General features: G+C 62.4%; 22 protein-coding genes. 9 read left to right on the top strand and 13 right to left on the bottom strand.

All coding sequences use genetic code 11. The annotated features are described in order from the left end of the window. The first annotated feature begins 112 nt into the window (after positions 1 to 112). The gene (locus BLR26_RS09675) at positions 113 to 1,186 is read left to right on the top strand and encodes a diguanylate cyclase (protein ID WP_093380235.1); all 1,074 of its coding nucleotides are present in this window, start codon (positions 113 to 115) and stop codon (positions 1,184 to 1,186) included. Between the two features lie 58 nt (positions 1,187 to 1,244). Beyond that, positions 1,245 to 3,827, top strand: a complete 2,583-nt coding sequence (locus BLR26_RS09670) for a bifunctional diguanylate cyclase/phosphodiesterase (RefSeq protein WP_045197863.1) — start codon at positions 1,245 to 1,247, stop codon at positions 3,825 to 3,827. Here BLR26_RS09670 and BLR26_RS09665 read toward each other — a convergent pair. Further along, a complete protein-coding gene (locus BLR26_RS09665) occupies positions 3,824 to 4,405 on the bottom strand; it encodes a TetR/AcrR family transcriptional regulator (protein ID WP_093380232.1) in 582 nt (193 codons plus the stop codon). The genes BLR26_RS09670 and BLR26_RS09665 overlap by 4 nt on opposite strands. A gap of 105 nt (positions 4,406 to 4,510) precedes the next feature. On the opposite strand from BLR26_RS09665, the gene BLR26_RS09660 reads away from it, so the two are divergent. After that, positions 4,511 to 5,953 (top strand): amidase, encoded by a 1,443-nt coding sequence (locus BLR26_RS09660; protein ID WP_093380230.1) that lies wholly within the window; start codon positions 4,511 to 4,513, stop codon positions 5,951 to 5,953. A gap of 34 nt (positions 5,954 to 5,987) precedes the next feature. Here the strand turns inward: BLR26_RS09660 and BLR26_RS09655 are convergent, their stop codons facing one another. Then, entirely contained in the window at positions 5,988 to 6,311 is a 324-nt protein-coding gene (locus BLR26_RS09655; protein ID WP_045197857.1) for a DUF2025 family protein, read from the bottom strand. Positions 6,312 to 6,500: 189 nt separating this feature from the next. On the opposite strand from BLR26_RS09655, the gene BLR26_RS09650 reads away from it, so the two are divergent. Continuing rightward, positions 6,501 to 7,715, top strand: coding sequence for a GAF domain-containing sensor histidine kinase (locus tag BLR26_RS09650; protein WP_045197854.1), 1,215 nt, complete (start codon positions 6,501 to 6,503; stop codon positions 7,713 to 7,715). On the opposite strand, the gene BLR26_RS09645 is transcribed toward BLR26_RS09650, so the two are convergent. After that, positions 7,654 to 8,571 carry a LysR family transcriptional regulator gene (locus tag BLR26_RS09645; protein WP_093380227.1) on the bottom strand — a complete coding sequence of 306 codons (918 nt, stop codon included), beginning with the start codon at positions 8,569 to 8,571 and terminating at the stop codon, positions 7,654 to 7,656. The genes BLR26_RS09650 and BLR26_RS09645 overlap by 62 nt on opposite strands. 125 nt (positions 8,572 to 8,696) lie before the next feature. On the opposite strand from BLR26_RS09645, the gene BLR26_RS09640 reads away from it, so the two are divergent. Beyond that, positions 8,697 to 9,455: an SDR family NAD(P)-dependent oxidoreductase gene (locus BLR26_RS09640; protein ID WP_093380224.1), complete on the top strand. Its 759-nt coding sequence runs from the start codon at positions 8,697 to 8,699 to the stop codon at positions 9,453 to 9,455. A 4-nt stretch (positions 9,456 to 9,459) separates the two neighbouring features. Here the strand turns inward: BLR26_RS09640 and BLR26_RS09635 are convergent, their stop codons facing one another. The 7 genes from BLR26_RS09635 to BLR26_RS09610 all read right to left on the bottom strand — a co-directional run bounded on the left by BLR26_RS09635 (position 9,460) and on the right by BLR26_RS09610 (position 14,302). Beyond that, on the bottom strand, positions 9,460 to 10,329 hold the full coding sequence (locus BLR26_RS09635; RefSeq protein WP_093380221.1) for an efflux RND transporter periplasmic adaptor subunit: 870 nt from the start codon (positions 10,327 to 10,329) through the stop codon (positions 9,460 to 9,462). An 11-nt stretch (positions 10,330 to 10,340) separates the two neighbouring features. Next, positions 10,341 to 10,547 (bottom strand): DUF1656 domain-containing protein, encoded by a 207-nt coding sequence (locus tag BLR26_RS09630; protein ID WP_045197848.1) that lies wholly within the window; start codon positions 10,545 to 10,547, stop codon positions 10,341 to 10,343. Then, the gene (locus BLR26_RS09625) at positions 10,534 to 12,522 is read right to left on the bottom strand and encodes an FUSC family protein (RefSeq protein WP_093380218.1); all 1,989 of its coding nucleotides are present in this window, start codon (positions 12,520 to 12,522) and stop codon (positions 10,534 to 10,536) included. The genes BLR26_RS09630 and BLR26_RS09625 overlap by 14 nt, the downstream gene beginning before the upstream one ends. A 180-nt stretch (positions 12,523 to 12,702) precedes the next feature. Further along, the gene (gene ccoM / locus BLR26_RS27590) at positions 12,703 to 12,819 is read right to left on the bottom strand and encodes a cytochrome c oxidase subunit CcoM (protein WP_010221102.1); all 117 of its coding nucleotides are present in this window, start codon (positions 12,817 to 12,819) and stop codon (positions 12,703 to 12,705) included. A 134-nt stretch (positions 12,820 to 12,953) separates the two neighbouring features. Continuing rightward, positions 12,954 to 13,118, bottom strand: a complete 165-nt coding sequence (locus tag BLR26_RS27300) for a hypothetical protein (protein ID WP_093380215.1) — start codon at positions 13,116 to 13,118, stop codon at positions 12,954 to 12,956. 76 nt (positions 13,119 to 13,194) lie between these two features. Further along, positions 13,195 to 13,524, bottom strand: coding sequence for a hypothetical protein (locus tag BLR26_RS09615; protein WP_045197844.1), 330 nt, complete (start codon positions 13,522 to 13,524; stop codon positions 13,195 to 13,197). A gap of 91 nt (positions 13,525 to 13,615) precedes the next feature. Then, positions 13,616 to 14,302: a M949_RS01915 family surface polysaccharide biosynthesis protein gene (locus BLR26_RS09610; protein ID WP_093380212.1), complete on the bottom strand. Its 687-nt coding sequence runs from the start codon at positions 14,300 to 14,302 to the stop codon at positions 13,616 to 13,618. Between the two features lie 119 nt (positions 14,303 to 14,421). Between BLR26_RS09610 and rapA the strand changes: the two genes are divergently transcribed. After that, positions 14,422 to 17,268: an RNA polymerase-associated protein RapA gene (gene rapA, locus BLR26_RS09605; protein ID WP_093380209.1), complete on the top strand. Its 2,847-nt coding sequence runs from the start codon at positions 14,422 to 14,424 to the stop codon at positions 17,266 to 17,268. A 116-nt stretch (positions 17,269 to 17,384) separates the two neighbouring features. Here rapA and BLR26_RS09600 read toward each other — a convergent pair whose 3' ends face one another. Continuing rightward, the gene (locus BLR26_RS09600) at positions 17,385 to 18,737 is read right to left on the bottom strand and encodes a spinster family MFS transporter (protein ID WP_093380206.1); all 1,353 of its coding nucleotides are present in this window, start codon (positions 18,735 to 18,737) and stop codon (positions 17,385 to 17,387) included. 278 nt (positions 18,738 to 19,015) lie between these two features. On the opposite strand from BLR26_RS09600, the gene BLR26_RS09595 reads away from it, so the two are divergent. After that, positions 19,016 to 21,292 (top strand): putative bifunctional diguanylate cyclase/phosphodiesterase, encoded by a 2,277-nt coding sequence (locus BLR26_RS09595; RefSeq protein ID WP_093380203.1) that lies wholly within the window; start codon positions 19,016 to 19,018, stop codon positions 21,290 to 21,292. On the opposite strand, the gene BLR26_RS09590 is transcribed toward BLR26_RS09595, so the two are convergent. Continuing rightward, on the bottom strand, positions 21,192 to 22,079 hold the full coding sequence (locus BLR26_RS09590) for an NAD(P)-dependent oxidoreductase (RefSeq protein WP_093380201.1): 888 nt from the start codon (positions 22,077 to 22,079) through the stop codon (positions 21,192 to 21,194). The two genes, BLR26_RS09595 and BLR26_RS09590, sit on opposite strands and share 101 nt — an antisense overlap. A gap of 201 nt (positions 22,080 to 22,280) precedes the next feature. Between BLR26_RS09590 and BLR26_RS09585 the strand changes: the two genes are divergently transcribed. Then, the gene (locus BLR26_RS09585; protein ID WP_045197831.1) at positions 22,281 to 24,461 is read left to right on the top strand and encodes a hypothetical protein; all 2,181 of its coding nucleotides are present in this window, start codon (positions 22,281 to 22,283) and stop codon (positions 24,459 to 24,461) included. A 179-nt stretch (positions 24,462 to 24,640) separates the two neighbouring features. Here the strand turns inward: BLR26_RS09585 and BLR26_RS09580 are convergent, their stop codons facing one another. Further along, positions 24,641 to 24,946, bottom strand: a complete 306-nt coding sequence (locus BLR26_RS09580) for a DUF2288 domain-containing protein (RefSeq protein WP_045197829.1) — start codon at positions 24,944 to 24,946, stop codon at positions 24,641 to 24,643. A gap of 362 nt (positions 24,947 to 25,308) precedes the next feature. On the opposite strand from BLR26_RS09580, the gene BLR26_RS09575 reads away from it, so the two are divergent. Next, on the top strand, positions 25,309 to 26,436 hold the full coding sequence (locus BLR26_RS09575) for a branched-chain amino acid ABC transporter substrate-binding protein (protein WP_045197827.1): 1,128 nt from the start codon (positions 25,309 to 25,311) through the stop codon (positions 26,434 to 26,436). The last annotated feature ends 50 nt before the right edge of the window (positions 26,437 to 26,486 follow it).

Raw genomic sequence — 26,486 nt, 5'->3', positions numbered from 1 at the left:
GCATCAACCGTGAAATGGCTTGTAAGGCCATTTTTCAACAGCCTGCGATTGTTCAACAATATTGACAGCATTTATGCGATAAACGGCGCCCCGGAACAGACCAGCATCCATGATGGAAAAGAAAAACGGCAAGGGACTTTCATTTGTACAGCGGATCTACCTGCCGCGCATCATCGGCCTGGGGATCGGCATGCTCAGCGTTATGGCCGGGATTTCCAGCCTGCCGGTGCCCGCCTGGGTATGGGGCCTGCTGCTGTTCAACGGCCTGGTGTGGCCGCACCTGGCTTATCAGATTGCCTTGCGCGCCAAGGTTCCGTATCACGCCGAGTACCGCAACCTGCAACTGGACTCGCTGATGGGCGGGTTCTGGACCGCCACCCTGCAGTTCAATCCCCTGCCCAGCGTGACCATCCTGGCGATGATGGCCATGAACAACTTCGCTGCCGGTGGCCAGCGCCTGTTCATCAAGGGCCTGCTGATCCAGGGCCTGGGCATGCTGGTGTCGATGGCCCTGTTCGGCCCCGGGCTGCAATTGCATGCCAGCACCCTGCAGGTCTATGCCTGCCTGCCGATGCTGACCCTGTATCCCATGGCCGTTGGCTGGGTCTGCTACCGCCTGGCGATGAAGCTGTCTGAGCACAAGCGCCGGCTAAGCGCCCTGAGCCGTACCGACAGCCTCACCGGCCTGCTCAATCACGGCTCGTGGAAGGACCTGCTGCAGCTCAAGTTCCAGATCTGCCAGCAGCAAGGCCGCGAGGCGGTGATCGCGATCATCGATATTGACCATTTCAAGGCCATCAACGACACCTACGGCCATGTGGTCGGCGATTGCGTCCTGCACCAGTTGAGCAACGAGCTCAAACGCACCCTGCGCGAAGATGACCTGGCCGGACGCTACGGCGGTGACGAGTTCTGCGTGATTCTGCCGGATACCCGCATGGAACACGCCAGTCAGGCCATGGAACGCCTGCGCGAGCGGGTTGGCAGCTACCGCAACCCGCAACTGCCGGAGCTGCGCATCAGCCTCAGTATCGGCCTGGCCAGTTGCAGCGCGGCCCTGCCCGACCCTGAAGCCTGGCTCAACGAGGCCGACAAAGCCCTGTACTGCGCGAAGAAAGCCGGGCGTAACCAGGTCAATTTCGCCCATTCGGACCTCAGCGCGCTGAAGCTGGCCTATCCTGACTGAACGTTCGTCCTTGCGGTACGGCCGCAGGGATGCTGCTTCATTAAGGAACAGCTCGCGTATGGACAGGATTGCCGATGTTCCGCCAGCCAGCCAGCGCCCCAGCCTGCAGACGCGCAAGCTTATTGCCGCGATTGCCGCGTTGTTCGCCCTGGCCTGCCTGATCGCCCTGGGGGCATTGTTCAACATCGCCACCACGCTCAATGCCAACGAGCGGGAAAAAAGCAGTTTCTACGCCCATAAAGCCCTGGACCAGCGCCTGGAGTCGTCGCGCCAGTTTCTCTCCAGCTATGCGGTATGGAACGCCGCTTACGAGCACCTCAATGCCAGCCCCGACCTGCATTGGGCCTATGACGAGAAGAACGTCGGCGATTCGCTGTACACCGCCAGCGGCTACGAAGGGGTGTTCGTCGTCGATGACCAAACCACCAAATACGCCCTGTTCAAAGGCCAGTTGAGCAAGGCGCCAGCGAGCACCTATATAGAGAACCCGCTGGGCCCGATTATCGCCAAGGCGCGCAAAGTTGCAGCCGAGCGCCAGCAGATCACCGAGCATGTGTTGTTCAACGGCTGGCCCGCCGTGCTGGTTGCCGCCGCCATTCGCCCGGACGACGAGGTGCTGAGCATCGACCCGCAAACCACCTCGGTCATGCTCTTCGTCGATCAGCTGACCCCGGAAAAACTCACCCGCCTGGGCACCGGTGTCGGCCTTGCCGGCATGCACATCGAAAAAGCCGACGCGCCGCTGGCGGACCAGCCCAGCCTGATGCTCGGCGACACCGGCTACCGGCTCGACTGGATCACCCCGCGCCCTGGCGACCAACTGCTCTGGGCCGTGTTGCCGCCGCTGCTTGGCGCCATGCTGGTGCTGGGCCTGCTGATGGTGTACTTCTTCCGCTATGCCCTGCGCACTTCACGGCAAATCGATGCCAACCTGCGCCGCCTGCAAGCCAGCAACCTGGCGTTGGAAGCCAGCGAGCAACGCTTTCGCGCCGTGGCCGAGGCGGCCTCGGACTGGATCTGGGAAACCGACCGCCATCACCGCCTCAGCTACCTGTCCCAGCGCTTCGTCGCCGTGACCGGTTTTCAGAGTGAAGACTGGCTGGGCCAGCCGCTCAATCAATTGCTCAGTTGCGAGACCACGCCGCTGATCCAGTGGCTCGACAACCAGGCCGATTCCGACTCGCAGCAGGTCGCCAACCTGCGCTGCGCCTACCGCGACCATACCGGCCAGGTGCGCTTCTGCCGGGTCTCGGCGCGCTCGATCGTGTTCGATGGCAAGCTGGTCGGCTATCGCGGCACCGCCAGCGACATTACCGATGAGGTGGCGGCCCATGCGCGCATCCAGCACCTGTCGATGCACGACGCGCTGACGGGCCTGGCCAACCGCAACAAGCTCTCACGCTTTCTTGATCAGGCATTGCTCAAGGGCCAGGACGCCACTCCATTGACCTTGCTGTTGCTTGACCTGGACAGCTTCAAGCCGATCAACGATTCCCTCGGCCACGCTGCCGGCGACGCCGTGTTGCTTGAGGTAGCCGCGCGCCTGCGCGAATCGACCCGTGACGGCGACCTGGTGGCGCGGCTGGGTGGCGACGAGTTCGTGCTGGTGATGAACGGCATGGACAGCCGCAACGAAATCGACCGCTTTTGCGCGCGCTTGATCGACAGCCTGCACCAGCCGATCTACTTCGAAGAACAGGCCCTGCACATCGGCGCCAGCCTCGGTGTGGCGCAAACGCGCCTGCAGGGCTTCGATGCCGGCGAGCTGATCCGCTGCGCCGACATCGCCCTGTACCAGGCCAAGGCCGAGGGCAAGAACACCTGGCGTTACTTCTCGCCAGAGATGAACGAGCAGATCCAGTACCGCCGTCAATTGGAAAACGACTTGCGCAAGGCGCTGAAAAACAACGAGTTCATCCTTCACTACCAGCCCCGCTACCGCCTCGAGACCCTCGAGATCGTCTCGGTCGAGGCCTTGGTGCGCTGGCAGCATCCAGTCGAGGGTCTATTAGGCCCGGACACCTTCATCCCCTTGGCCGAGCAGACCGACCTGATCGTGCCTCTGGGCCGCTGGGTGCTACGCGAAGCCTGTGAAACCGCGCGCAACTGGCCGGCCGGCCTGCTGGTTTCGGTCAACCTTTCGCCTGCGCAGTTCTCGCGCAGCGACGTGGTCAGGGATGTTCACCAGATTCTGGTCGAGACCGGCTTCCCAGCCCAGCGCCTGGAACTGGAGATCACCGAGAACGTGATGCTCAACGATATCGAAGGTGCGCTGGGCACCATGAACGCGCTCAAGGAACTGGGCGTGCGCCTGAACATGGATGACTTCGGCACCGGTTACTCGTCGCTGGGCTACCTGCGTACCTACCCGTTCGACAGCATCAAGATCGACAAGCGCTTCATCGCCGGGCTCAGCAGCGATGGCAACGACCGCGCCGTGGTGCAGGCGATCATCAACCTGGGCAAGGCCATGGGCCTGACCGTGACCGCCGAAGGGGTGGAGACCGAGCAGCAACTCAAGGCCCTGGGCAAGGAGCAATGCCACGAGGTGCAGGGCTACTACCTGAGCAAACCGATCGACAAACTGGCTTTCGAGGCGCTGCTGCAATCTGCCGACAACAACCGCGCCAGCGTCTCCTAGGCCGCAGGTAACCCCAACCGCGCCCGCACCAGCTTGAGCAGGTTCGGCCCGACCTGGTCGAAGCCCTTGTTCTGCGCAACGATCTGTACCCCCTCAAGCAGCAGCGTCAGTTCGAACGCTGCCTGCTGCGGTTCTACCATCCCTGCCTCTTTGCACAAGCGCACCAGGCGCGCCGCCTGACGACGCTTGTGCGCCTCGATCAACTCGCGTGCCGGGCTGTCACACACCGGCAACTCCGCCAGGGTGTTGGTATAGGCGCAGCCACGGTGCGAAGACAGTAGCGGTTCCTGGACCAGGAATTCGGCAAATCCGAGGATCTGTCGCGTCGGCTGGCCGTTGAACTGTTCGGCCAGGCGCGCCCATAGCTCATCGTATTCGGCCATCAACAGACGCAACCACTCCACTACCAGCACGTCCTTGGATTCGAAATGCCGGTACACCGTCATCTTGGTGGTTTCTGCCTTGGCAGCAATGGCATCGACGGTGACGCGGCTGATGCCCTCGTTGAAAAACAGCTCGTGGGCGGCATCCAGGACCCGCTCGCGCGGGGGCAAGCGGGCGATTCGTTGCGAACGCATGGGCAGACTCCGGTTGACGACGATACTAATCAGTATCACTCTATACTCTTGAGTATCGCTCGATACCCATCGGTATTTTATCGTCAATTGCCCCGGGAGTGCGCAATGAAGGTGAGTGAATATGTGCAATTCGATGCCATCGGCCTGGCCGAGCTGATTGCTCGAAGGCAAGTCAGTGCCGTTGAAGTGCAGGCTGCGGCGCAGCAAGCCATCGCCAACGTCGAACCCCGGCTCAATGCGCTGGCTGAACATTGGCAGGACGAACCTCTGCCAAGCGCTGCTGAAGGTCCGTTGTATGGCGTGCCGTTTCTGATCAAGGACCTGGCGATCAGCATGCAGGGCCGTGCTCATGAGTTCGGCAGCCGCCTGGCCCAGGGCACCGGCAGCAGTGCCGACTCGTTCCTGATGCAGCGGTTTCGCCGCGCAGGATTGCTCACCCTGGGGCGCACTACCGTCCCGGAACTGGCGATCAGCACCACCACCGAATCGCGCCTGTGCGGCCCGACCCGCAACCCCTGGGACCTGAACCGCAGCGCCGGTGGCTCCAGCGGCGGTTCGGCAGCAGCGGTAGCCAGCGCCATGGTGCCGGTGGCCCATGCCACCGATGGCGGCGGTTCGATCCGGGTACCGGCTGCAGCCTGCGGCTTGTTTGGCTTGAAGCCCAGCCGCGGGTTGATTTCCATGGGGCCGTTCCTGGACGAGGCCTGGAACGGCCTGGCGGTACAGGGGGTGCTCAGCCGTTCGGTGCGTGACAGCGCCCTGCTGCTCGATTGCATGGCCGGGGCAGAACCCGGTGACCCGTTCCAGGTGGCGCCAGCACAGGGCAGTTACCTGAGTGCGCTCAAGCAAGCGCCTGGGCCGTTGAAAATTGCCGTGCAGTTGCATCCGCTCAATGGCCAGCGCAGCGATCCGCTGATGCTCGAGGCGCTACAGGGCCTGGTCCGCACCCTTGAAGGTCTTGGCCACCGGTGCGAGCAGGTAGACCTGGACATCGGCCTGTCGTGGGATGCTTTTGTCGAGATGAACGCGCGCTTCTGGGCCAGCAATACCGCAGCCTGGCTCGACGCATTGAGTGCCCAGACGGGTCGCCCGCTCGATGCTGACTGGCTTGAACCGGCAACCTTGGCGCTTAACCGTTACGGCCAGGCGCTGCCGGCTACCGACCTGCTGGCGGCGATGGACCAGCGCAATCAGGTCAGCCGGCAACTGGGTGGGTTCTTCAAGCGTTTTGACCTGTTGCTGAGCCCGACCCTGAGCCAGTTGCCGCCGGTGATCGGCGCCTACAACGCCGGCCAGGAACAGCTCGACGGGTTGGGCTGGATGCACCGGGTGTTCAACCACTCGCCTTTCACCGCCCTGGCCAACATCGGCGGTACGCCGTCGATGTCGCTGCCGCTGTATCAGGATCCGGCCAGCGGCTTGCCGGTGGGTATGCAGTTTACCGCCGGGGCTGCGGGGGAGCGCCTGCTGCTGAGCCTGGCCGGGCAACTGGAGCAGGCGTTGCCCTGGCGCGGGCGCACCCCGCCGGTCTGGGCGGCGCATAGTTGAAAAGCACCGCCGGCAACGCCGGCGATGTGGCCGCTCAGGCCCGCAGCCGTCGCTGCGCGGCGATCTCCGGCAAATCCTTGCGGCGCAGGTAAACCCGCAGCGGCTCGGTCACATTCAACCGTTCATCGACGTTCTGCGCCAGAAGAATCTCGATCAAGGCTCGGCTCAAGGTCATGACCTCGGCCTCGGCGGCCTGCCAGACGAATTCGTTGCTCGGGGTGATGCTATCGTCAGCCACGTCCATGCCGAACGAGTCTTCGCTGAAACGCACGATGTGCTTGCCAAGCTTGCGATGAAAGCCGACAAAGCCCTTGAGCTGGTCAGCAGCGGCGCAGATGTCCTGGGATGTGATGTGCATGTCAAACCTCACTTGAAAAAGGGGATTGGCACGCTGGGCGATAGGGGTTGCGCTCTGGCGGGCAACTCGGGGATCAAGGTTAATGGAAATTCATCGCATTCGGTAAAGGATTTTTTTACCCAAGCGGCAGTTGCTCGCTAGACTTATCTTTCTCAACGCCTTCCAGTAGTCAGCGAACGTGGATGATTCATGAGCACCGCCGTCACTTCCGATATCGCCACGATCAGCCGAATCAACGCAGTACCGGCCATCCTGCAGGTGATCTGCGAGACCACCGGCTTGCGTTTCGCCGCCGTCGCCCGGGTCACCGACAGCAGCTGGACGGCCTGCGCGGTGCTCGACTCGCTGGGCTTTGGCCTGGAGGTCGGCGGCGAACTCGACCTGATCACCACCCTGTGTCACGAGATCCGCGCCAGCCACCAGACCATCGTGATCGACAAGGCCAGCGAAGACGAGCTGTACTGCAACCACCACACCCCGCGTATCTACAAGTTCGAAAGCTATATTTCGGTGCCGGTGTTTCGCACCGACGGCAGCTTCTTCGGCACCATCTGCGCCCTCGACCCATTGCCGGCCAATCTCAAGGGCAGCGCCATCCAGCCGATGATGGAGTCCTTCGCCCGCCTGCTGTCGATCCAGATCGAAAGCGAAGAGAACGCCCAGCAAACCGAACAGGCCCTGGAAGAAGAACGCGCCATCGCCGACTTGCGTGAACAGTTCATCGCCGTGCTCGGCCACGACCTGCGCAATCCGCTGTTCGCCATCACCGCCGGTGCCGAACTGCTCAGCCAGCGCCTGCAGGACGAAAAAAGCCGCGCCATCGCCCAGCACATCCTGACCTGTGGCCGGCGCGCCAACCAGCTGGTCCGCGATGTCCTGGATTTTGCCCGTGGCCGCCTGGGCAACGGCATCATGATCAACGTCCAACCCTGCCCGGATCTGGCCGACGCCCTCAGCCACGTGGCTTCGGAGCTGCAACGGGTGCATCCGCAGCGCTTGATTCGGCTGAACATCGGCGATCTCGGCGACATCCAATGCGACCGTGAACGGGTCACCCAACTGCTGTCCAACCTGATTGCCAACGCCCTCACCCACGGCGCCGCCGACAGCCCGGTAAATGTCATGGCCGATATCCGCGAGCGGGTGTTCGTCCTCGGTGTGCACAACCTCGGTGAACCGATTGCACCCCAGGTGATGGCGCAGTTGTTCCAGCCCTTTTCACGGCCACGCGATGATGCGCCGCAACCCGGTCTGGGCCTGGGCCTGTATATCGCCAACCAGATTGCCCTGGCCCACGGCGGGCGCATGGAGGTGGTGTCGAGCGCCGAAGCCGGTACGCTGTTTACCTTTCGCTTGCCGCTTGATCGAGTGGTGCCTGAAGCAACTGCGCCAGCCAGTCCATGAATGCCCGCACCCGTTGCGGCAAGTGCAGTTGCCCGGCGTAAAGCAATGACACCGGCATCGGCGGCGCATTGAAGGCCTGCAGCACCGGTACCAGCTCGCCGCGCTCGATGTACTCGCGCAAACCTGCGGCCGGTGCCTGAATCAGCCCCAGCCCGGCCAGGCAGGCGCTTTCGTAGGCTTCGCTGCTGTTGACGGTGATGACCCCGGGCATGGCCTGGTAACGCGTGGCGCCATCCTGTTGATATTCGAAGCCCGGGCTGCGGGCGCCCAGTTGCCTCACATAGTGAATCAACTGGTGGTTGGCCAAGTCCGACAGGCGGGTGGGTGTACCAAAGCGCTGCAGGTAGGCGGGGCTCGCGCAATTGATCATGGGCAAGCTACCCAGGGGCCGGGCGACCAGGTTCAGGTCGCTCAACATGCCGATGCGCAGCACGCAGTCAAAACCCTCACGCAGCAGGTCGACCTGGCGATCAGTGCAACTGATTTCCAGGGTCAGGCCCGGGTGGCGGTCAACGAACTGCGGCAAGTTCGGCAAGATGATGCGCCGTGCCACCAAGGTCGGCAGATCGATGCGCAAGCGTCCGCTGAGGGCGGCGGCATCCGTGCGAAACAGCCCCTCCAGCTCATCCATGCGCCCCAGCAGGTCTTTGCTACGCTCGTACAGTTGCAGGCCATCCTGGGTCGCCTGCACCCGCCGCGTGGTGCGATTGAACAGGCGCGCGCCAAGCAGCGTTTCCAGGGCCTGAACCTGTTCGGAGACACTCGAGCGCGGCAACCCCAGGCTCTCGGCGGCCAAGGTAAAACTTGCCAGCTCGCTGACCCGGACAAAGGTGCGCAGCAGTTCCAGCTTGTTCATGAAGGGGCATCCAACTGTTCGGATTATCCGACCAGTATTTCCGATTTCGGTGGATTTATCAGCCCATGTGCGACCAATAAACTCCTCCCGACTTCAGCCACCGGTTCGACCACGAGGACCACACCATGACCCGCAAAATCGCATTGATCACCGGCGCCAGCCGCGGCCTGGGCAAGAACACCGCCCAGCACCTGGCTGCCCAGGGCATCGATATCATCGGCACCTACCACAGCAAGGCCGACGAAGCCCAGGCGCTGGTCAAAACCCTTGAGGCCAGCGGCGTTCGAGCGGCCATGCTGCAACTGGACGTGAGCAATAGCGCCAGCTTCGAGGCCTTTGCCCACCAGCTGAGCGCCACCCTGCAACAGGTGTTTGGCCGTCAGCAGCTGGACTTTCTGGTCAACAATGCCGGCATCGGTATCAATGCACCGTTCAGCGAAACCAGCGAAGCGCAGTTCGAGCAGCTGTTCAATATCCAGCTCAAAGGCCCGTTCTTCCTGACCCAACGCTTGCTGCCGCTGATTGCCGAGCAGGGCCGGATCGTCAATATTTCTACCGGCCTGACCCGCTTTGCCCTGCCCGGCTATGCCGCCTATGCGGCCATGAAAGGCGCCATGGAGGTGCTGACCCGCTATCAGGCCAAAGAGCTAGGGGCGCGTGGCATTCGCGTCAACATCCTCGCCCCGGGGGCGATCGAAACCGATTTCGGCGGCGGCGTGGTGCGTGACAACACCGAGGTCAATGACTTTATCGCCGGCAACACCGCCCTGGGCCGGGTCGGCCTGCCAGACGACATCGGCGCCGCAGTTGCCCTGTTGCTTGGCGATGGCGGCGGCTGGATTACCGGCCAGCGTCTGGAAGTCTCCGGCGGCATGTTTCTTTAAGCGCTCAGCGCTGCACTTGGTCCTCGCGCACCTGCACACTGGCGGTCATGCCGGCGCTGAGGTTGACCCCTTCAGGCACCTGATCAAGCTTGATCCGCACCGGAATGCGCTGGGCCAGGCGCACCCAGTTGAAGGTCGGTTCTACTTCGGCGAGCAACTGGCTGTCGGGGTTGGCGTTGCGGTCGGTGATGCCGCGGCTGATGCTCTCGACATGCCCCTGCATAGGCTCGCCAGCGCTCATCAGCCAGACCTTGACCGGGTCACCGACGCGGATGCGTGGCAGCTTGGTCTCTTCGAAGTAGGCCTGGACGTAGAAGGTCGAGTCGTCCACCAGGGCCATCACCGACTGCCCGGCATTGACGTAGTTGCCTTCGGCCAGGCGCAGGTTGGTGATATGCCCGCTGCGCGGCGCCTTGACCTGGCTGCGCGCCAGGTTGATGGCCGCGACCTTGACCTCGGCCAACGCTTCGCGCAATTCGCCACGGGCAACGGCGGCGTTGATCTGGGCATTTTCGCGCAGTTCCGCGCTGATCGCCTGAGGGCCGAGGGCGGCACGGCGCGAGGCTTCGTGTTCGCGCAGGCGCAGTTGTTGCTGGCGGGTTTCGGCCACGGCGTTGGCTTTGTCCAGGGCGGCCTCGAAGCGGTCACGGTCGATCGACATGAGCAACTCGCCGGCCTTGACCTGCTGGTTGTCACGCACCTTCAGCTCACGTACCCAGCCAGATACGTCCGGGGCAATGATCACCACGTCGGCGCGAATCTTCGCATCACGGGTCCAGGGCGTGAGCATGTAGTACTGCCAGAGCTTCCAGCCGGCAAAAATCGCCACCGCCACCAGGCACAGGGTTACTGCGATACGTACAGCAGCACGCATGGTCACACTCCTTATAACGGCCCCAGCACGTGGGTCACCAGGGTCAGAATACAAACGAACAGCGCGCAGTCGAACAACGCCTCATGCCAGACCCAGCGCCCCAACGGCGTGTAGCGCAACAACAGGCGCAACACCCCGGTCAGCAGCAAGGCCAACAACACATACAGCAGAAACGGACTGAGCAACACACCGCCCAGCGCCCATTCACGCAAGCCCATGGATTTCCTCCTGTCGACGGCACCACTTGCCCCAGCTCTTCTGCAATTGCAGCACAGCACCGATGGCCAGGCGCAGCGGGTCACTCGAAGGCACGCTCTGCAGTGCGTCGATGAACTGCTCGCTGGCCGCATCCAGGCGCTGGCCACGCCCCGGGGCCGGGCCGCTGGCCAATACTGATTCAAGTTGTTGCAGGTACTGGCGCTCGGCGGCGGCCACCGGCGCCTGGGCGACTGCCAGGCACATGCGCAGGTGCAGTAGCTCGTCGCCGATATCCAGGCCGTGCAGGCCATCGTCCCAACGCCCGCGCTCCTGTTCGGGCAAGGCGCCGTAGTGCCGGGCCAGTTGCAACAGGCGATCGGCCATGCGTCCACCAAACCAGCTGTCGGCGCCGCGCAGGTCGCGGCGGGTCAGGCGCACCAGATCGCTTTGGGTGGCAGCGCGCAGGCGCTTGCCATGCCAGGCCGGGTTGCGCAGCACCAGCAACTTGAACGCCAGCACTGCGGCGCCGACCCCCATGAGCATGGCCTGGGCGCTGTTGAAGAAGTTGGCGACATCGAAACTCATGACATTGAGCGGCGCCACCAGCACGATAAAGTGCAGGCAATAAGAAGTAGCGGTGGCGCCAATACGCGGATTGGCCATGCCCAGGGCGCCAAAGAACAGCGGCACGCCCATGGCCAGGCAGAGCATGGCAAAACCGCTGAGCTCCGGCAGGAGGATCTGCCCGACCACGAATGCCACCGGTATCGCCAACAGTATCCCGCGCAAAAAACTCATGCCGATCTGCGCGCCATTCTCGCGGCTGGCGAACAAGCTGCAGACCACGCAGGTCAGCACCAGGCCACCGGGGGCAGCCTGCCAGGCAGTGGCCAACCAGAAGCTGGCCATGGCCAGGAACGCCAGGGCGCTGCGCGAGCCGAACAGCAGCGCCAGCGATACATCGCGGTGAACCGCCAGGCTGTCGGGTACATCGACGGCCGGCTTGCCCTCCTCTACCCCACGCAGGGCTAGGGTCGCAGCCATGGCGTTGTCCAGCAGCAAGGTCAGGCGCGCCAGGCAGTAATGCTCGGCGGAGCTGATTTGCTCATCGTGGGCTGCATCCCAGACACGCTGGCGCAACAGCAACAGGCTGGCCTGGTCGGGGCTGGCCAGCAGCGCCTGAACCTCTTCCAGCCACGGCGCCAGGTGCTGCGCCTGCTGTTCATCCAGTTGCCGCCATTGCCGGCGCACCGAACGGGAAATGCGCAGCAGCACCAGCAGTTTCTGGCTCAGCCCGCGAATCGCCCGGGCGCGCTGACGGCCGAGGCTGCCTTCGAACCAGGCATGTTCACGCTGGGAATCCACCGCCACGATGCGCCCGAGAATCTCCAGCAGGCCCTTGCGCCCCTGTTCTTCACCACTCAAGGCGGCGCTGGCGGCCTGCAGCCCGCTTTGCCAGGCCTGGCGCGCCTGCCCGCTCAGCTGTTGCTCGACGCGCATCGGCCAGAGCAAGGCGCTGGTGGCCGTGGCGCAGACAATCCCCAGGCAGATTTCGGTACAGCGCGCCACCGCCTGGTCGAACACCAGCAGCGGATGGTTGATGGCCGGCAAAGCGATGATTGCCACGGTGTAACCGGCCAGCACGAACGAATAAGCCCAGGCACTGCGCAGCAAGGTCGAGCAGGCGGTGCACAGCGCCAGCCACAAGGCCAGGGCGAACAGGAACAGCCACGGGGTCTGGGCGAAGGCGCCAATGAACAGCACCGACATGACCGTGCCGACCAGGGTGCCGAGCAGGCGCGCCAGGCCCTTCTGCACCACCATCCCCGACAGCGGCTGGGCAACGATGAACGCGGTCATCAGTGCCCAGGCCGGCTGCTCAAGCCCCCAGCGCAGCGCCAGCCACAGGGCCAGGCCGCCACCGAGCAGGGTTTTGAGGGCAAATTGCACAGCGGTTTTGTTTGGCGCCAGCAGGGCCTGCAACGTGATGGGCACGGGACGCACCTTGAACGACGGTGTAGTAAAGATAGTCAGGATGAAGCGAGAAGTTCAGGGCTTAATTATTAGCTAGCTAACTATTAATAGTCCAGAGGTGCTGAAAGGTTTTTTCACCAGACAAAAAAATGGGCGACCGAAGTCGCCCTAAATGCCTTGCGTGCTCGTGACTGGAAAGGATCAGCGCTCTTTGCGCTTGTTCGAGTCTTTCCAGATGAATATTCCGAATCCGACGAAGAACATCAGCATCAGACCGACCGTAATCACTCCAGCGATAACCACATTATCGAAGAACATGTCGGCCTCCATTCGCCTGAACCTGTCCGATGGGCTTAAGGTAGCGAATGGTTCGGGGGAGGAAATTGACCGAGGTCAATAGCGCCCGGAACCGGGCGCGCAAGGCGGGTGCAGGCTTGACCTGCATCAAGTTTTCAGCGCTTCTTGGGTTTGCCCTTGGGCTTTTTCTTCTTGGCCTTGCCCAGCGGCATGGCCTGCTCGAACGCCTGACGAACTTCGTTCAGACGCTTTTCATTGAGGTCGTGGACCCGGCGTGCACGTTCGGCACCGAGGTCGATCAGGTTGTTTTCTTGGCTCATGGCGGGCTCGGAAAGCTGACTGCAGTGCTGCAATCATGAAGGCTGCAGCCGGCGCTGACCAGTGGCGCTTGTATCTTCAGACTTCGATGTCCACCAGCAGCCCCTGGCGCGGCTGCTCACCCATCAAGGGTGCCACCGGCACGGTGTTGTCGGCGTTTACTTCATCGCCGGGCAACGCCTGGTACAGCTCTTCGTCCTGGCTCGACGGGCGTCGGCGCTGCTGACGGCGCTGCTCTTCGCGCAAGAGGATCGCGGCCTGCTCCGGGTCACGCTGCTTGAGGTCAATGGTACTGTCGCTGGAGCTCGGTTGCGCCGGGACCACGGGCTTGATGTCTGGCGTCGGCTTTACCGGGTCCAGTTGTTGTGTCACGGGTGCAGCACTGAGCGGGATGAGGGGCGGCAGCATGAGATGATCTCCTGTCGCCAGTGTGTCGGCTGATGGCCACGGGCCTTGAGCCAGTGCCGGCAAAATGTGCGGGGCGCTTCACAGTTGCCGGCTACTGTTCTTCGTCCTCGTCCGTCGGGGCGGGCTGGGCTTCGCTCCACGGCCGTTTGAGCACTTTGTTCCAGACGTCGTTCACGTGATCGCGCAACACTTGTGGTGCATCCTTGAGCGACGGGCTGTCTTCGCGCTCACCGCCATATGGCTGCTCGCCCTCGATAGCGATCAGCGACTGGCCATTGATAGCATAGCTGGCCTGGCCCTCACGCAACTCGACACGCAGTTCATGGGGGTCGACGCCGCCGCCACAAAAGGCGTGGCTGGCGACCGTCAGCTCGGCCAGGCCGTTGTTGTCGAGGTCACTGACGCCGCTGACGTCGGTATAAAAGCCGACATCCAGGTCGAGCCCGGAGCAGGTGGTCTCGTTCTCGATCTTCCAGCGCGGCTTGAAGCTGTCATCGCCCTGGCGCTCATACAGCGTTGCCGTAAACACCACGCGATCGACGTCCTGATCGGTCTCTTCATCGCTGACCTGGTCGTCATTGCGGCTGAGCACCAGCAAACCTTCGCCCTCGCGGTCGTGGTAATGCACGCTCTGCACCGGCGATTGCACGCCCAGGGCCTCGAGTTGCGCAGCGGGAATCGGCGCCAGAATTTCGAAACCTTTGTTGTCACAGGCAGCCAGCAGAAGCACGCCCGCCACGGCCAGCGTTCGGATGAACCACGGGTTGGAGATCGGCATGGCTGTATCGGGCCCTCAATGGCGACAGCGGTTTTCGTCGATGAAGTTGCTAGACTCTTTGGTCTGCACAGAGCTATCCGTTAAGATAGTCGGCTTTTTCATGGCGGGAGTCAGGCAGTATGGCGCAGCAGTATCAACCGGGGCAACGCTGGATCAGCGACAGCGAAGCCGAGCTAGGTCTGGGGACCGTTCTGGCACAGGACGGCCGCTTGTTGACCGTGCTCTACCCGGCCACTGGCGACACCCGCCAGTACTCCCTGCGCAATGCGCCCCTGACCCGGGTGCGCTTCTCGCCTGGCGACCAGATCACCCATTTCGAAGGGTGGAAGCTGACCGTGCGCGAGGTCGAGGATGTCGACGGCCTGCTGGTCTATCACGGCCTCGACGCGCAGAACCAGGCGCGTACCCTGCCGGAAACCCAGCTGTCGAACTTCATCCAGTTCCGCCTGGCCAGTGACCGCCTGTTCGCCGGGCAGATCGACCCGCTGCCGTGGTTCTCGTTGCGCTACAACACCCTCGAGCACACCAGCCGTCAGTTGCAGTCGTCGCTCTGGGGCCTGGGCGGCACCCGCGCGCAACCGATTGCCCACCAGTTGCATATCGCCCGTGAAGTGGCCGACCGTATCGCCCCGCGGGTTCTGCTGGCCGACGAAGTAGGCCTGGGCAAGACCATCGAAGCCGGCCTGGTGATCCATCGCCAGTTGCTCTCGGGCCGCGCCAGCCGTGTGCTGATCCTGGTCCCGGAGAACCTGCAGCACCAGTGGCTGGTGGAAATGCGCCGGCGCTTCAACCTGCAGGTCGCGCTGTTCGATGCCGAGCGCTTTATCGAAAGCGACGCCAGCAACCCCTTCGAGGATGCCCAACTGGCGCTGGTTGCCCTGGAATGGCTGACTGAAGACGAAAAGGCCCAGGACGCGCTGTTTGCCGCCGGCTGGGACCTGCTGGTGGTCGACGAGGCGCACCACCTGGTCTGGCATGAAGACCAGGTCAGCCCCGAGTACGCCCTGGTCGAGCAACTGGCCGAGGTCATCCCCGGCGTGCTGCTGCTCACCGCGACCCCGGAGCAACTGGGCCAGGACAGCCACTTCGCGCGCCTGCGCCTGCTCGACCCGAACCGATTCCACGACCTGGCCGCGTTCCGCGCCGAAAGCGAGCACTATCGCCCGGTAGCCGAAGCGGTCCAGGAGCTGCTCGACGAAGGCCGCCTGTCGCCCAAGGCCCACGCCACCATCGAGGGTTTCCTCGGTGCCGAAGGCGAAGCCCTGCTGGCTGCGGTCAACGATGGCGATACCCAGGCCAGCGCCCGCCTGATTCGCGAGTTGCTCGACCGCCACGGCACCGGCCGCGTGCTGTTCCGTAACACCCGCGCGGCGGTCCAGGGTTTCCCTGAGCGCAACCTGCACCCCTACCCGCTGCCCAACCCCGACCAGTACATGGAGCTGCCGCTGGGCGAGCACGCCGAGCTGTACCCTGAGGTTGCTTTCCAGTCCCAGAGCGAAGGCAGCGAAGAAGAGCGCTGGTGGCGCTTCGACCCTCGGGTCGACTGGCTGATCGACACCCTGAAGATGCTCAAGCGGGTCAAGGTCCTGGTGATCTGCGCCCACGCCGAAACCGCCATGGACCTGGAAGACGCCCTGCGCGTGCGTTCCGGTATCCCCGCGACGGTGTTCCATGAAGGCATGAGCATTCTTGAGCGCGACCGCGCTGCGGCCTACTTCGCCGACGAAGAATTCGGCGCCCAGGTGCTGATCTGCTCGGAAATCGGCAGTGAAGGCCGCAACTTCCAGTTCGCCCACCACCTGGTGCTGTTCGACCTGCCAGCCCACCCGGACCTGCTCGAGCAGCGAATCGGCCGCCTGGACCGCATCGGCCAGAAGCACACCATCGAGCTGCACGTGCCGCACCTGCAGAACAGCCCGCAAGAGCGCCTGTTCCAGTGGTACAACCAGGCCCTGAACGCCTTCCTCAACACCTGCCCGACCGGCAACGCCCTGCAGCACCAGTTTGGCCCGCGCCTGCTGCCGCTGCTCGAAAGCGGCGATGACGATGAGTGGCAAGCGCTGGTCGACGAGGCCCGTGCCGAACGCGAGCGCCTCGAAGCCGAGCTGCATAGCGGTCGCGACCGTTTGCTGGAGCTCAACTCCGGTGGCGCCGGTGAAGGCCAGGAACTGGTCGAGGCGATCCTTGAGCAGGATGACCAGTTCGCCCTGCCGATCTACATGGAAACCCTGTTCGACGCGTTTGGCATCGACAGTGAAGACCACTCGGAAAACGCCCTGATCCTCAAGCCGAGCGAAAAAATGCTCGACGCCAGCTTCCCGCTGGGCGACGACGAAGGCGTGACCATCACCTACGACCGCAACCAGGCGCTGTCGCGTGAAGACATGCAGTTCATCACCTGGGAGCACCCGATGGTCCAGGGCGGCATGGACCTGGTGCTGTCCGGTTCGATGGGCAACACTTCGGTGGCGCTGATCAAGAACAAGGCGCTCAAGCCCGGCACCGTGCTGCTGGAGCTGCTGTACGTCAGTGAAGTGGTGGCTCCGCGCGCCCTGCAGCTGGGCCGGTACTTGCCGCCGGCCGCGCTGCGCTGCCTGCTCGACACCAACGGCAACGACCTGGCTTCGCGGGTGTCCTTCGAGACCCTCAACGACCAGCTCGAGAGCGTGCCCAAGGCCAGCGCCAACAAGTTCATCCAGGCCCAGCGCGACGTGCTGGCGCCGCGGATCAACGACGGCGAAGCCAAGATCATGCCGCGCCATGCCGAACGTGTCGCCGAAGCCCAACGCCGGCTGGCGGCGCAAACCGATGAAGAGCTGGCGCGCCTGATCGCCCTGCAAGCGGTCAACCCGACCGTTCGCGACAGCGAAATCGACGCCCTGCGCAAGCAGCGTGAACAAGGCCTGGCGATGCTTGATAAAGCGGCGCTGCGCCTGGAAGCGATTCGGGTGCTGGTCGCCGGATAATTTGCATCGGTTCAATCGCGGGTCAAGTCGAGTCGTCGCACCGCCGCTCCCACAGAGATATTGGTGATTCTGTGGGAGCGGCGGTGCGACGACTCGACTTGACCCGCGATGCTTTTTCAAGCCACCACAGGCTTGGCGGCCATCATTTCGCTGTCAGCCACCATCCCCTCGCGCATCCTCTGCGCATCCCGGCTGAAGCACCGCGAGGCCAGCAGCAGGAACACCAGCGTCAACATCAACGCCACCGGTATCAGGTACATCGCCCCGTGCAGGCCTTCAGCCTTGAATGCCTCGCTCATCTGCACCGCCCCCGCTGCCTGCATGGCCGCCACGGCAAAATGGTCCGAAAGCGCCCCCACCACCACCGGCCCCAGGCCGCCACCGAGCAGGTAAAGCCCGGCAAAGAACAGCGCCATGGCCGTGGCCCGCAGACGCGGCTGCACCACATCCTGAATCGCGGTGTAGACACAGGTATAGAAGTTGTAGGCAAACAACCAGCCGACACCGAACACCGCCACGAACACGCCGATCTCGATCCGCCCGGCGTGCAACGCCCAGGCGGTGGCCAGGGTGGCGATCAGCATGCTCAGGGCACCGAACAACAAGCGCCCGTTGGCAAAGCGCTGGTGTACCTTGTCGGCAATCCAGCCGCCAAGGGTCAGGCCAACCAGCCCGGTCAGGCCGACAATCACTCCGGTGGCCACCGCGGCCTGCTGCAGCGAGAGCAAAAAGTAACGCTGCAGCATTGGCACCATGAACGAGTTGCAGGCGTAGGTGGCGAAGTTGAAGGTAAGGCCCGCAAGCACCAGCCAGCAGAAGGTCGGCACACTCAGAACCCGGCGCAACGGCCGGTCCACGGGCGCCTGGGAGATCGCCACCGACTCCGCCGCGCCGCGCGCCGGCTCGCGGATCATGAACATGAACAGCGCCAGCAACAACCCGGGCACTGCGGCGATAAAGAACGGCGCCCGCCAGCTGTCAAAGGCCTGCACCATCGCGCCGATGGTGAAGAACGCCAGCAACAGGCCCAACGGCAGGCCGAGCATGAAAATGCCCATGGCCCGCGCGCGCTTCTCGGCGGGGAACAGGTCGCCGATCAGTGAGTTGGCGGCTGGCGCATAGCTGGCCTCACCGATGCCTACGCCCATGCGCACCAGCAAAAAGCTCCAGAAGCTGCCGACCATGCCATTGACCGCTGTCAACCCGCTCCAGGCCATCAGCCCCCACCCCATCAGTTTGCTGCGTGAACCGTTATCGGCCAGGCGCCCCAGCGGCAGGCCGGCAATGGCATAGACCAGGGTGAAGGCGGTACCGATCAAGCCGATCTGAAAGTCGCTCAGGTGCCATTCCAGGCGGATCGGCTCGATGATGATGGCGGGAATGGTGCGGTCGAAGAAGTTGAACAGGTTGGCCAGAAACAGCAGGAACAGGATTCGCCAGGCGTTGGCCGCTTGAGTGGAGCTCTGCATCGATCAGTCCCTCGTTATTATTGTTCGGGGCTTTCCAGCACGCCGAACTGAATCTAGAGGGCACTTGCCGATCTGTCTGCCACCATTGACCGGACTGATACCGGGTAATTGTAACCATTCGCGGTTTTAGAACCCGGCGCTATTGGTTCAATGACCAAATCGTAGGAATCAATATGCCATTATTCAGGATGGACTAATGCTGAGTTCCTATACTCCTGCACAACGGTCTCCAAGCGGGCTATAGGGGGACGAGTGCCAACTCGAAAAAGAGGCATGCTATGGAGTGGCTGGGGCTGCAAATGCTCGCCGAACTTCCGGCAACCGGACAGATCCTTCTCGATTGCAGGCACAACCCCTACCTGGTGCTGCTTGCCTTTCTGATCGCCTGTGCCGGCAGCTTCGCCACCCTCGACATGGCCGAGCGCCTGAGCCACGTCGAGCAACCCGCGGCCCAGCGGCAATGGCGCTTGCTCGGCGCCTGCTGTCTGGCTGGCGGCATCTGGGCCATGCACTTCATCAGCATGCTGGCCCTGCAAACGCCGCTGGAGGTTCACTACGACGTGGCCCTGACCGGGGTCTCGCTGCTGATCATGCTGCTGGCCGGCTGGATGGCCATGAATACCCTGAGCCGCCAGCAACTGCTGCCGCGCCACTACCTGCAAGCGGCGGTGTGCTTCGGCCTGGGGATCATTGCCATGCACTACACCGGCATGGCCGCCATGCTCTCCAGCGCCCAGCAGTTCTATCGCCCCGACCTGTTCGCCGCCTCGGTCGCTGCCGCCATCGCCACCAGCCTCGCGGCGCTGCTGTTCGCCCGTTATTTGCGCAATGGCAGCGGCACCCTCTTTCAACTGATGAAATACGGCGCCAGCCTGCTGATGGCCGGCGGCATTGTCGCGACCCATCTGCTGGGCATGGCCGCCTTGACCCTGGTACTACCCGCGGACACCGCGCTGTCGCTGCCGGTCAGCGACAACAGCCTGCAACTGAGCCTGACCATCGCCTTCATTACCCTGTTGATCAGCGCCAGCAGCATCAGCGCCGCGCTCTCGGACAAGAAGCTGCAAAGCAAGGAGCACGACCTGCGCCGGGTCAACGTGCTGCTCAGCCAGCTCGACCAGGCCCGGGTGTCCTTGCAGCAGGCCGCCCACTACGACGCCCTGACCAACCTGGTCAACCGCCGCGGCTTCAACCAGGTGTTCGCCGAGCGCCTGGCCGAGCAAACCGCCAATGACGGCATGCTGGCGGTGATGTTCCTCGACATCGATCACTTCAAGCGCATCAACGACAGCCTCGGCCATGATGCTGGCGACGAGTTGCTCAAGGTGATTGCCGCGCACATCAAGACCGCCACCCGCAGCCAGGATGTGGTCGCCCGTTTCGGTGGCGACGAGTTCTGCATCCTCACCGCCCTGCACAGCCGCGATGAGGCCCGGCATCTGGCCCAGCGCATCATGCAGAAGATGAAGGAGCCGATCGACCTGGCCGGTCGGCGCATGGTCATGACCACCAGCATTGGTATCAGCGTGTTCCCCGATGATGGCCGCAGTTGTGACGAGCTGTTGAAAAACGCCGACCTGGCCCTGTATCAATCCAAGGGTTGCGGGCGCAACAACCTGAACTTCTTCAACAGCAACCTGAAAACCCGCGCCACTCTCGAGCTGCAACTGGAAGAAGAACTGCGCATCGCCCTGCTCGAAGAACGTGGCCTGCGCATCCACTACCAACCGATTTTCGACCTTCACAGCGGCCAGGTGGCCAAGCTCGAGGCCCTGGTGCGCTGGCAACATCCACAGCACGGGCTGCTCAGCCCGGACCGCTTCATCGGCATTGCCGAAGCCAACGGCCTGATCGCCGAACTCGACCTATGGGTGTTGCGCCATGCCTGCGAAGACCTGGCCCAGCTCAACCGCCACGGTTACGACGGGCTCAAGGTAACCGTCAACTGCTCGGCGTTGACCCTGGCCCGCGAAGAACTGGCCCAGGAAGTCGAAGATGCCCTGCGTCAGGCCGGCATTCCGGCGCGCCAGCTGGAGCTGGAAGTCACCGAAAACGCGCTGATGGGCAACATCCACAACACCATCGCCCTGCTCAAGCGCATCCGCGCCCAGGGCGTGTCGCTGTCGATCGATGACTTTGGCACCGGCTACTCGTCACTGGCCTACCTCAAGCGCTTGCCGCTGGACACCCTGAAGATCGATCGCTCGTTCATTCAGGATGTACCGCGTTGCCGCCAGGACATGGAAATCGTCCAGGCCATCATCGTCATGGCCCACACCCTGCACCTGCAGGTGATCACCGAAGGCGTTGAAACCACCGAACAGTACCAGTTCCTCGCCCAGCAAGGCTGCGATTACCTCCAGGGCTACCTGCTCAGCCGGCCCGTGCCACTGGGTGAACTGCGGCCGATCCTGGGCGAACTCAACCAGCGCCATGAACAGGCGCTGAGCAGCATCAATCCTTACGCCGGTACAGATCAATCAGTGTCGCCGGATCTTTTTGCAGATAGCCCTGGCTACCATGCAAGCGCATCAGTTGGGCGGCCAGGCCGCTGATCGGGGTCGACGAACCCTGTTCGCGGGAAAGTTTCACCGCGCTATCCAGATCCTTGAGCAAGGTGCGCACGTGCCACTTCACCGGCTCGAAGCGACTGGCGGCCATTTGCGGGGCCAGGATCTGCAGCGGCCTTGAATCGGCGAAACCACCCGCCAGGGCCTCGGCGATCAGGCTGGCGTCGACGCCTGATTGCTCGGCCAGCGCCACCACCTCGGCAATCACCAGCGCATTGCAGGCAACGATCATCTGGTTGCAGGCCTTGGTTACCTGCCCTGCCCCGACCGGCCCCATGTGGGTCACGCGTTGACCAAGGGTCAACAACAGCGGGCGCACGCGCTCAAGGTCGGCCGCCTCACCACCGGCCATGATCGCCAAAGTGCCGGCTTCGGCGCCTGGCGTGCCGCCGGAGACCGGGGTGTCGAGCCAGTGCATGCCGGTTTTCGCCGCCAGTTCGCTGGCCATCTCACGGGTAGCGGTCGGCTCGAGGCTGGAAAAATCCACCAGCAACTGGCCGGCCTTGCCTGCGCCAGCAATGCCCTGCTCACCAAACACCACCTCGCGCACCACCGCCGTGTCGGCCAGGCACAGCATCAGCACCTCGGCGTGCTGGCACAGCTCGGCCGGAGTCGCCACCTGGCGGGCACCGGCCTTGACCAGTTCGGCGCATTTGTCCGCCGAGCGGTTCCACACCGTCAGCGGATAACCTGCGGCCAGCAACCGCCGACACATGGGCAAGCCCATCAGCCCGATACCGGCAAACCCCAACGAAGGACGTGCAGTGCTCATGTACAGCTCCAGACAGATTAAAGAAGTTGACTGATCGGACGATTCAGTTTGCAGGCGTGGCAAGGAAAACTCCTACACAGGCATCGGGTTAACCCCTATCGCCCACGCCAAATGCGCACTGATACAGTCGCGAACCTCATCCAGTGATGGCTCTATGCTACCTACTAGAACAGCCACCCACCCCCAGGCAAATGGCGCAAAATGACCTCCAAGACTACTTCTGCCAACGCGGTTTCCGAGCTGACATCACCCACTCCCGCGTACAGCGCTCCCGGCTCGAGCTACTACAGCCCGCGGGCGCTCAACCCGCAGCAGTACCTGTACTTCACCGAAACCGATATCCAGCGCATCCTCGACAACCTCGATGGCCTGCGTGACCTGGTGTTCCCGCCCAGCGTGCATGTCGAAGACGACACCCAGCTGCGCCTGGACCAGCAGTTCCCCTCGGTGTGCCTGATTGGCCTGGGCCGTTGTGGCTCGAACATCGCCCTGGATGTCGCAGAACTTGTATACAACGCCAGGACCTTCTACCTCAACGAATTCAACAACGAAGACCGCGCCGGCAGCGAACCGAACTACAGCCCGGCGCGCTGGATTCGCAACAACCTGCGCCTGGTGCAGAACAAGGGCACCAAGCCGGTGTTCCTGGTAGAGCCGCTGGTGATGCTCGGCGACCTCGACAAGGACATCGCCGGACGCATCCGTTTTTCGCGCAAGGGTGAGAAGAGCGGTTTTATCCGCGACTACAGCAAAATGAAAATCATGGACCTGTCGGAAGTCCATGCCGGTGGCGCCGGTAACGCGCCGATCCTCGGCCAGTACCTGGCCAAGATCATCCTCAACAAGGAAACCCACCGCTTCTCCAGCGCCGACTGGAAGCTGATCCACTCGTACCTGATCGACTCCTGCGGGATCAAGGCCAACCAGTCACGCCTGTATTTCTACATCTTCAGCGCCGGTGGCGGTACCGGCTCGGGCATGGCTTCGGAGTTCGGCCTGGCCCAGCAATATTCGTACATGAACAAGACGTTCGACACCAAGCCGGCCGACGAAAATGACGGCAAGAGCGGCCATTCGTTCGTCTTCGAGCCGATCTTCACCAGCGGTATCTGCGTGCTGCCGAACATCTCCGATCATCGCAGCGAAATGTCCGAAGCCCTGCACATCAACGCCGGCCGGTTGTTGTGCAAGTACCTGTCCGAGGAATGGGATTTCTCGTACAACTTCGACAATGAAGACAGCAGCGAGGCCAGCGTCATGGGCCGCATCCGCCCGTGGAACGCGATGATGCTGATTTCCAACGACATCATGCGCTACGCCGAAGAGAACGATGACGGCAACATCCAGAACATCGACGTCAACGCCATGGAGAAGCACGCCAACCAGTACATCTCCCAGCAGATCTTCAACATCCTCACCGCCCAGGCAGTGACCACCGACTACGACCAGAACTACTTCCGTCGTGCCGGCATCGACATCGGCGAAACCATCCGCCTGGATGCCAACGACCTGTTCATGAGCCTGGCAGGCCCCGTGGCCATCGCCTACGCCGAATCGGTAGTGCCGGAACAGCCGTCGCCCAGCTCGGACAAATTCAAAGTGTTCGAGAAAGAGCAGCCGCGGCTGAACATCGACGACCTGTTCTTCCGCTCCATCGACCTGCCGCACTTCAACAAGGTGACCCAGGCGATCGAAGGCATCAGCCTGCTGCCGATTGAATCCCGCCGCTACCGCGCCGCCCTTGAGCAATACCAGGCCTCCGGCTACGACGCGGCGGCGCTGCACGACCTGCATTTTTTCAAGAACTGCTCGTCGGTGGTGTCGATCGTGTCGCTGCCCAAGGACTACAAGCTGTCGTACATGGACCTGAACCGGCTCAAGACTCACCTCAACAGCCTGTTCCCCAACACCACGCTCAAGCGCTATGCGCTGGTGATCGGTGCCTCGGCGAACCTGTCGCTGACCACCCTGATCGCCAAGAGCCCGTGCCTGTCGGACGACTTCCTGACCCTGATCGTGGCCTTTATCAAGCGCTGTTTTGCGCGTAACCCGTACCGCTTCGACGATACCCTGGACAATGCCATCCTTGAGTTCATCACCAGCGATGCCTTCGATGAAGACCGCATCGATGACCTGCTCAACGAGTTCGAGAACCCGGCGAAGATCCTCGATACCAACTGGTACGCGATCAAACCGATGTACGAGAAGAAATACCGCGAGCTGATCAACGACAAGAGCAAGTTCGTCTCGATCAATGACATCCGGCTATCACGCGAATGCGTGAAGAAAGCGGTGAAATACCTGCGTGAGATCTACCGTCACCGCATCGGCAAGACCCGGGTGATCTCGTTGAACAGCCATACCGGCAAAGTGGATTACTGATTGAAAGCATCGCGGGGCAAGCCCGCTCCTACATCGGTAGGAGCAGGCTTGCCCCGCGATCAGACTGTTACCGCACTGCCTTGGCACACCCAACTGTTACCAACAGCCACCCCGGCTGAACAGTCCCGCGCACCAAAACCATCCCGCTGTGCATTTTCACGCACCATTTTGGCGCGTGATCAGCCGTTGGTCTTTTCCTGAATCACAATAAACGGCGAGACCACCACGGCCCAGATCTCTGGATCGCGGCTCTGAAGGTCTAGTGCCTGCTCTGCAGTGACCGCTCCGACAGTGCCAGCATTACGCCATGCAGCGACGCTTTCGCTACGGTTTTCGGCCATTGCCTGTGCAACATCGATCAGGTCCAGGGTCGGCTCGACCCAAATCAGGTCACCCTTGGCCCAAAAACGCTCCAGCGCTTTCCACTCGATTATTGCTGTCTCGCCGAGCAATTTGGCATAGAGGGTGCTTGGTTGATCTGTCATGGGTTCCTACCAGAAATAATTCGACCGCGATAAAGGTCGGTATTTTTGCAGAAAAACCCAGTTTCAAAATAAGTAATTGATCGACAAGGTGGTAAATGCCCGGGTTTGACCAGAGAAACTGGCAAAACAACGGCGTTTTTCTATAACTTTCTGTCGATTAGGCGACACCCCTGGTTTTTGCCCCGGCGGGCCTGCTTTTCAAGCGACAAAGCAGCGCTCTACACTGTACCGGTACAGTTGCCAGGGCCGTTCCGGGGGTTATCCGGGTCCGTGACGAGGCGTGGCCTCTCATGGAACCTGATCCGGTCCTCAAGCTCTGGCCGCCAGGACTATAAAAATTACAACAGAATGAGTGGAGCACTATGAGTAAGGCTACTAAGCAGATTTCCAAACTGTTTGCCGCAATGGTTCTGGCCGGGGTTGCCAGCCATTCGTTTGCAGCCGATACCATCAAGATCGGCATCGCCGGCCCGAAAACCGGCCCGGTCACTCAGTACGGCGACATGCAGTTCATCGGTGCAAAACAGGCCATCAAGGACATCAACGCCAAGGGCGGCGTCGACGGCAAGATGCTTGAAGCCAAAGAATACGATGACGCTTGCGACCCTAAACAGGCCGTGGCAGTCGCCAACAAAGTGGTCAACGACGGCGTCAAGTACGTAGTCGGCCACCTGTGCTCCAGCTCCACCCAGCCTGCGTCCGACATCTACGAAGACGAAGGCGTGATCATGATCACCCCGGCTGCCACCAGCCCGGAAATCACCTCCCGCGGCTACAAGCTGATCTTCCGCACCATCGGCCTGGACAGCGCCCAGGGCCCTGCGGCTGGCAACTACATTGCCGACCATGTGAAACCGAAAGTGGTTGCGGTACTGCACGACAAGCAGCAGTACGGTGAAGGCATCGCCAGCGCGGTCAAAACCACCCTCGAAGGCAAAGGCGTCAAGGTTGCCGTGTTCGAAGGCCTGAACGCCGGCGACAAGGACTTCTCCTCGATCATTCAGAAGCTCAAGCAAGCCAATGTCGACTTCGTCTACTACGGCGGCTACCACCCGGAGCTGGGCCTGATCCTGCGTCAAGCCAAAGAGAAAGGCCTGAACGCCAAGTTCATGGGCCCTGAAGGTGTCGGTAACGACTCCATCTCGCAGATCGCCCAAGGCGCTTCCGAAGGCCTGCTGGTGACCCTGCCGAAATCCTTCGACGCCGACCCTGCGAACAAGGCCATCGCCGATGCCATCAAGGCTGACGGCAAAGACCCAAGCGGCCCGTTCGTGTTCCCGGCCTACTCGGCTGTCGAGCTGATCGCCGAAGGCATCAAGGCGGCCAAGTCCGAAGACACCGATAAAGTGGCTGCAGCCATCCATGCCGGCACCTTCAAGACCCCGACCGGCGACCTGTCGTACGACGCCAAAGGCGACCTGAAAGACTTCAAATTCGTGGTCTACGAATGGCATTTCGGCAAACCTAAAACCGAAGTTTCCCCTCAGTAATCCCGTCTGACTATATGACTACAAGCCCACTGTGCGAGCAGTGGGCTTTG

It is taken from the genome of Pseudomonas sp. UC 17F4 (assembly GCF_900101695.1).
Taxonomy (GTDB): Bacteria; Pseudomonadota; Gammaproteobacteria; order Pseudomonadales; family Pseudomonadaceae; genus Aquipseudomonas.
The sequence above is the reverse complement of the archived record's forward strand: the minus strand, read 5'-3'. Positions and strand labels throughout refer to the sequence as shown.

What these genes read in the sequence shown, in the direction of transcription:
- BLR26_RS09660 (WP_093380230.1), top strand. Translation starts at nt 4,511, where the DNA reads ATGAAGGTGAGTGAATATGTGCAATTCGATGCCATCGGCCTGGCCGAG.
- BLR26_RS09640 (WP_093380224.1), top strand. Translation starts at nt 8,697, where the DNA reads ATGACCCGCAAAATCGCATTGATCACCGGCGCCAGCCGCGGCCTGGGC.
- BLR26_RS09670 (WP_045197863.1), top strand. Translation starts at nt 1,245, where the DNA reads ATGGACAGGATTGCCGATGTTCCGCCAGCCAGCCAGCGCCCCAGCCTG.
- BLR26_RS09585 (WP_045197831.1), top strand. Translation starts at nt 22,281, where the DNA reads ATGACCTCCAAGACTACTTCTGCCAACGCGGTTTCCGAGCTGACATCA.
- BLR26_RS09610 (WP_093380212.1), bottom strand. Translation starts at nt 14,302, where the DNA reads ATGCCGATCTCCAACCCGTGGTTCATCCGAACGCTGGCCGTGGCGGGC.
- BLR26_RS09615 (WP_045197844.1), bottom strand. Translation starts at nt 13,524, where the DNA reads ATGCTGCCGCCCCTCATCCCGCTCAGTGCTGCACCCGTGACACAACAA.
- rapA (WP_093380209.1), top strand. Translation starts at nt 14,422, where the DNA reads ATGGCGCAGCAGTATCAACCGGGGCAACGCTGGATCAGCGACAGCGAA.
- BLR26_RS09630 (WP_045197848.1), bottom strand. Translation starts at nt 10,547, where the DNA reads ATGGGCTTGCGTGAATGGGCGCTGGGCGGTGTGTTGCTCAGTCCGTTT.
- BLR26_RS09650 (WP_045197854.1), top strand. Translation starts at nt 6,501, where the DNA reads ATGAGCACCGCCGTCACTTCCGATATCGCCACGATCAGCCGAATCAAC.
- BLR26_RS27300 (WP_093380215.1), bottom strand. Translation starts at nt 13,118, where the DNA reads ATGAGCCAAGAAAACAACCTGATCGACCTCGGTGCCGAACGTGCACGC.
- BLR26_RS09580 (WP_045197829.1), bottom strand. Translation starts at nt 24,946, where the DNA reads ATGACAGATCAACCAAGCACCCTCTATGCCAAATTGCTCGGCGAGACA.
- BLR26_RS09595 (WP_093380203.1), top strand. Translation starts at nt 19,016, where the DNA reads ATGGAGTGGCTGGGGCTGCAAATGCTCGCCGAACTTCCGGCAACCGGA.
- BLR26_RS09675 (WP_093380235.1), top strand. Translation starts at nt 113, where the DNA reads ATGGAAAAGAAAAACGGCAAGGGACTTTCATTTGTACAGCGGATCTAC.
- BLR26_RS09645 (WP_093380227.1), bottom strand. Translation starts at nt 8,571, where the DNA reads ATGAACAAGCTGGAACTGCTGCGCACCTTTGTCCGGGTCAGCGAGCTG.
- BLR26_RS09575 (WP_045197827.1), top strand. Translation starts at nt 25,309, where the DNA reads ATGAGTAAGGCTACTAAGCAGATTTCCAAACTGTTTGCCGCAATGGTT.
- BLR26_RS09655 (WP_045197857.1), bottom strand. Translation starts at nt 6,311, where the DNA reads ATGCACATCACATCCCAGGACATCTGCGCCGCTGCTGACCAGCTCAAG.
- BLR26_RS09665 (WP_093380232.1), bottom strand. Translation starts at nt 4,405, where the DNA reads ATGCGTTCGCAACGAATCGCCCGCTTGCCCCCGCGCGAGCGGGTCCTG.
- BLR26_RS09635 (WP_093380221.1), bottom strand. Translation starts at nt 10,329, where the DNA reads ATGCGTGCTGCTGTACGTATCGCAGTAACCCTGTGCCTGGTGGCGGTG.
- BLR26_RS09590 (WP_093380201.1), bottom strand. Translation starts at nt 22,079, where the DNA reads ATGAGCACTGCACGTCCTTCGTTGGGGTTTGCCGGTATCGGGCTGATG.
- ccoM (WP_010221102.1), bottom strand. Translation starts at nt 12,819, where the DNA reads ATGTTCTTCGATAATGTGGTTATCGCTGGAGTGATTACGGTCGGTCTG.
- BLR26_RS09600 (WP_093380206.1), bottom strand. Translation starts at nt 18,737, where the DNA reads ATGCAGAGCTCCACTCAAGCGGCCAACGCCTGGCGAATCCTGTTCCTG.